The sequence below is a fragment of the Desulfurellaceae bacterium genome (assembly GCA_021296095.1).
Classification (GTDB): domain Bacteria; phylum Desulfobacterota; class Binatia; order Bin18; family Bin18; genus JAAXHF01.
In genome coordinates this window covers 1-5,165 of record JAGWBB010000111.1, presented here as the reverse complement: position 1 = coordinate 5,165, position 5,165 = coordinate 1, and the positions used below count along the sequence as shown (strand labels likewise).

The 5,165-nt window shown below is 62.9% G+C and carries 4 protein-coding genes; 2 read left to right on the top strand and 2 right to left on the bottom strand.

All coding sequences use genetic code 11. The features are described 5' to 3' along the window. Positions 1-971: AMIN domain-containing protein (locus tag J4F42_19740; GenBank protein ID MCE2487751.1), on the bottom strand; the 971-nt coding region annotated here is incomplete at its 3' end. A 28-nt stretch (positions 972-999) separates the two neighbouring features. Continuing rightward, positions 1,000-1,857 carry a hypothetical protein gene (locus tag J4F42_19735; protein MCE2487750.1) on the bottom strand — a complete coding sequence of 286 codons (858 nt, stop codon included), beginning with the start codon at positions 1,855-1,857 and terminating at the stop codon, positions 1,000-1,002. A gap of 178 nt (positions 1,858-2,035) precedes the next feature. On the opposite strand from J4F42_19735, the gene J4F42_19730 reads away from it, so the two are divergent. Both J4F42_19730 and J4F42_19725 read left to right on the top strand, forming a co-directional pair. Next, positions 2,036-4,045 (top strand): DUF1800 domain-containing protein, encoded by a 2,010-nt coding sequence (locus tag J4F42_19730; protein ID MCE2487749.1) that lies wholly within the window; start codon positions 2,036-2,038, stop codon positions 4,043-4,045. Positions 4,046-4,057: 12 nt separating this feature from the next. Further along, a partial coding sequence (locus tag J4F42_19725; GenBank protein MCE2487748.1) for a DUF1501 domain-containing protein occupies positions 4,058-5,165 on the top strand: 1,108 nt, incomplete at its 3' end.

The following is a 5,165-nucleotide window of genomic DNA, read 5'->3' as shown; positions in this document are numbered from 1 at the left end:
GAGATGGCGGCCAGTTGGCGAGGCGACCGCCGAGACCGGGCCGCGCCGGAGCGGGCGGCTGACGATCGACTTGCGCTCTCCCGGGCCGTACCGGCCGGGCTCAGCAGGGAGTACGACCGCTGCGCCGGCTGCTGGGGAGAGGAAGGGGACGGACGTATGAGCGAAGCTCCGGGCAGGAGAAGAGGAGTCTTGGCCGTGTTGTCGGCTTGAGCGGAGGGGACACGCGCTCTCCTCGTCCGGGCCGCCTGTTCTTCAGGTCGGAACAAATGTGGCGCCCGGGCAGGCCGCGACGGGCTGGGAGCGGGTGCAGGCGGCTCGGGAGTCCGGGCCGCCTGAACGACCGGCTGAGGGGTGGCAGGAGCCGCGGACGGTGCGACCCGCTCGGCCTGACTCGTTTGACTCGGCTGGTCGAGGACCCGCGCTATGGCCGGCGAGCTGCGGCGTGAAAAGAGAACTTGAGACGTGGCGTCAGCAAAGGGAATCGTGATGTCCTTTGGAGACATTGTGTTATCACGATTCCCTTTGGCAGCAGTCTGGCCCAGAATCTGAAGACTGGCGATCACCGTCGCCTGTTTCTGCTCAATAGAAAAGGGTGGAATAAAGCTACCCTTTTTCAGGTCGAGCACAAAGCGGACGTATTGCTCATGAAACCCCACCCGCACACGCTGCACCAAGCTGTCCTTGGTCGCGTATGTGGCCGACGGCAAGGCTCTGGCCGACCCCTGAACGTCGATCACGACCCGGGGCGGAGAACCCAGGGCAAAAGCCTTGAGCGCGGCCGGAGGCTGAGAGAACTGCAAGGTGACGAGCTTGGCTTGGCCGCTATCAACAAGCGCGACCTGTTCCAGGCGCAGCGTCGCTCCTGGCGCGTCTGCCGGAGTTTGGGAAAAAGCGGGCGCCGCCCAGCTGCTCATCCAAATCAGCAGGAGGGCGATCCGTCGTCGGTGCAGATATCGTCCTGTCTGTGTCATCCTTTTTCCCATAGAGCTGACGGGGCGCTCAGCGTCTCGCCACCCGCTTTCCCGTCGTCAAGGTCTGGTCGGTGCGGCTTGGACCGGAGATAATGATACGAAAGCCCTGTTCGATACGCTTTTCCACGTCTCGCGGGCTGGCAAACACGGCGCACGGTACGCCGAACTCCTGACAGGTTTTCAACACCTGCTGCACACCCTCTTCGACTCGCGGATCGGCCATATTGCCCCGCGTCCCCAGCTCGATCGACAGGTCGCCAGGCCCGGCCCAGATCGCGCTGATGCCCTTGACCTCGCGCAAAATTGCCGGGAGATTACGCACCCCCTGAACGCCTTCAATGATCGGCATGAAAAACAGCTCACCGTTCGGGTCGAGCGGCCACAGGTCGGCCACATCGTAATATTCCTGCACCCCCAGCCCCCAATACCGGGGAGCGAGACGATACCACCAACCCCGTTCGCCCACCGGCTCAAAATCGGCGACCCCTTCGGCCTGGGGATAGCGGCTGGCAATCACCGCAGCTTTGGCCTGCTCAACCGTGTCCATATGGGGCACAATCAAGCCATACACCCCGGTGTCCAGGGCTTGTTTGATGACCCACTGGTTGCGCTCGCGGGCGTTTGGCGGAACCCGGACAAACGGTACCACAGCGGGTTGCAAGTCCCCTTGGGCGGCGATCTGCTTGCGGTTCAACAGAGACTGGAGCGAGTGGCGCAGGCCCGGCAGATCGAAGCCCTCGTGTTCCATTTCAAAAATAATGAAATCATAGCCGAGGTCGGCGTACGCCATGGCCTCGTCAGCATTGCCGGTCCAGACCATGCCTCCGCCAAACACCACCTGACCAGCTTCGAGTAGCTCAATGACCTTGTTCAAACGGCCCGCCATAACAGCCTCCTGTTCAGCGTGGACACGAGACGATCACCAGCCTCCCCCCTGTCTATCCCTGGCGAAGGGAATCGTGATGTCCTTTGGACTGGGAATGTTATTACGATTACCTTTAGAAGGAATGCTAGGTCAAGGCACACATCTGGACTCCCGACTGTGGACGATGCATGATGGTGGCATGCTGAAAGCCGTGTTGAGACGTCAATCCGGTCTGCTGCGCCGTCTCGGACTCGCGCCGATCTGGAGGCCGGCGGGTATTCTGTTGGCCCTCCTGGTGTGGCAGGCAGGGGGAGCGCTGGCGGCGTCCGTGTCCGACCGGCGGGCCGGTCCGCCCGACTGGGCCGGAGACCTGCGGCCGATCCCGGCGGACGCCTGGAGCCGCGACCGGGCGGCCCACCTGTTGGAGCGAGCCGGCTTTGGCGGCCCGCCCCAGGAGATCAATCAGCTGGCCGCCCTGACACCACGGCAAGCGGTCGAACGGCTGGTCAACTATCACACCATTGTCAACGACCACCTGCCCCCGTTTGACGAATCCAACATCTTCGACCCCCCGGTTGAGCCGTTTCCCAAGAGTCGGGTCGACGCCGTGCGGATTGCCCGGGCAAACGGCGAAGCCATGGGCGTCACAATCAAGCCGGGTGGCGACCGACCGCTCCAACCGGTAGTCAACCGTTTCTTTTACTGGCTGCGGGCGGACTATCTGGAAGTGCGTCGGGCGGCCCAGTGGTGGGCCAACCGGATGCTGACCACCCGGCGACCGCTGGAGGAAAAGCTGGCCCTGTTCTGGCACGGGCATTTCGCCACCTCGGATGCCAAGCTGCGCGACTACCGCAAATCGCTCAACCAGCTGGCCCTGTTCCACGAACACGGCAGTGGCAGCTTTCGCGATCTGCTGATTGGCGTGGCCAGAGACCCGGCCATGCTGGTGTATCTGGACGCCGGAGAAAATATCAAGGGCAGCCCCAACGAAAACTTCGGTCGGGAAATCCTGGAGCTGTTCACCATGGGCGTCGGAAATTATACCGAGACCGACATCCGCGAGGCGGCCCGCGCGTTCACCGGCTGGACGAATGACGGCCTGCGCTTTGTGGTCAAACCCGAGTTGCACGACGACGGCCACAAGACCTTTTTGGGACGCAGCGGCAATTTTGACGGGGTGGAGATTATCGACATCATCCTGGAGCAGGAGGTCACCGCCCGCTTCATCGCTGCCAAGTTGTACCGCTATTTCGTGCACGACGACCCGTCGGTCGAGTTGATCGCCGAGTTGGGCAAACGCTTTCAGGCTGACGGCTACGATATTGGCGGTCTGCTGCGGACCATCTTTCTGTCGCGCGACTTTTACAGCCCGCCGGCCTACGCCACCCAAATCAAGAGTCCGGTTCATCTGGTGGTCTCGACCTATCGCAAGCTCGGGTTGAGCGAAATTCCGGGCGTGCCCGACTTTAACACCGTCACCCGCAGCCTGGGCCAGGAACTCTTCCATCCGCCCAACGTCGCCGGCTGGGAAGGCGGACGGAGCTGGGTCACCCCGGCCCTGCTGCTCGAACGGGGCAATTTTGCCCGACAGGTGCTCTTTCCCGATATTGCCAACTTTCAGCCGCCCGACCAGCGCATGCCGGAGCTGAACCGCAAGGTGGCGGTGAAAATCACCCAGGGCTATGAGATCAGCCAGGCGACCATCGAACGCGGCCCGGGAATGGAGACAACAGGGAACGTGATGTCCGATGGAGTCAATCAGTTATCACGTTCCCCGTTGCTGAGTCCGATGGACGCCGGGGCGGGCGATAATGCAATGGACGGCATGGACGCCGGGGCCATGGCCGAGGTCTCCATGTTCAACCAGATGGCCGGGGCGGACGAGGACTTCAATACCCGCTACGGCAGCACCCATGGCTGGATGGAGGCCTTCCGACGGGTCAAGCCCATCCCTCGCCGGGCGGCGCAACTCAGCCTGACCGATATGGTGACCGAGGCCGGTTTGCAGACCAGCGCCGAGGTGGTGGAGTATTTTGCCGCCCGTCTGCTGAGGGTGCCGCTCGGGACGGATGAACGGCGGGCCTTGATTGATTTTTTGAGCCAGGAGCTGGGTACTGACGAGATTGCCCCGGCTCTGAGCTATCTGGAAGAGCCGCTCCGGTTGCTGGTGCATTTGATTATGAGCACCCCCGCCTATCAGCTGGGATAAGGAGAAGCGTCTATGTCCACCACTCGTCTCTTCACCCGTCGTCAGGCACTACGGGTCGGCGCCTACGGGCTGGGCCTGGGTCTGGGAGCGCTCCGCCGCCCGCTTACGGCGTGGGCCGATGCGCCCCGCCCATCGTCAACCCACCCTGAGCGCATTCTGGTGGTGGTTGAACTGTCGGGTGGCAACGACGGCTTGAATACGGTTGTCCCCTACGGGGACGATAGATACTACCAACTCCGCCCCACGCTCGGCATTCCGGCCAAGAGTCTGCGCACGATTGATGAGCACTTCGGTTTTCATCCCGCCCTGTTCGGCTTCGAGCGGCTGTACCGGGCCGGCAAACTCGCCGTTGTGCACGGCTGCGGCTATGACAAGCCGATCCTGTCTCACTTCTCTTCGATGGGCTTCTGGCACACCGGCATTCCCCACACCGGCGAAAAACTCGGCTGGCTGGGCCGCCTGGCCGACGCCTTGGACCCCCAGGTCAACCGCAACTATCTGGTCAATATCGCCACCGCCCAGTCCCTGGCGGTGCGCAGCCGTTATCACTCCCCGTTGGTCTTTTACGATCCGGAAAGTTTTTCGCGCACGGGCGTGTATCAACAGCAGCCCGTCTTTCAGCGCCTGAGCCAGGGCCGGTCGACGCCCAACGCCTCGCTCGCCTTCCTGAATGGCCTGGTCGAAAACGCTACCCACAGCGCCGCCTTTGTCCGCCAGGCCTGGGCCGAATATGACAGCCCGGTCGATTATGGCGCTCGCTCGGCCGGTCTGGGGCTGGACCTGCGCAAGGTCGCCGCCCTGATCAACGCCGACATGCCGGCCCGGCTGTACTATGTCAGCTACGCCGGAAATGTCTTTGACACCCACGTCCACCAGCTCGACCTGCACGCCCGACTCCTGACCTACTCCGCGGACGCGCTGCGAGCCTTCATTGAAGATCTGGGACGGATCGGCCGGGGCAAGGATGTGACCGTCATGGTCTTTACCGAGTTCGGCCGCCGCGTCCCCGAGAATGCCAGCAAGGGCACCGATCACGGCACAGCCACCCCGGTCTTTGTGCTGGGCGATAGTGTCAGAGGCGGTCTATACGGCAGCCCTCCCAGCCTGACCGAGCTGGACG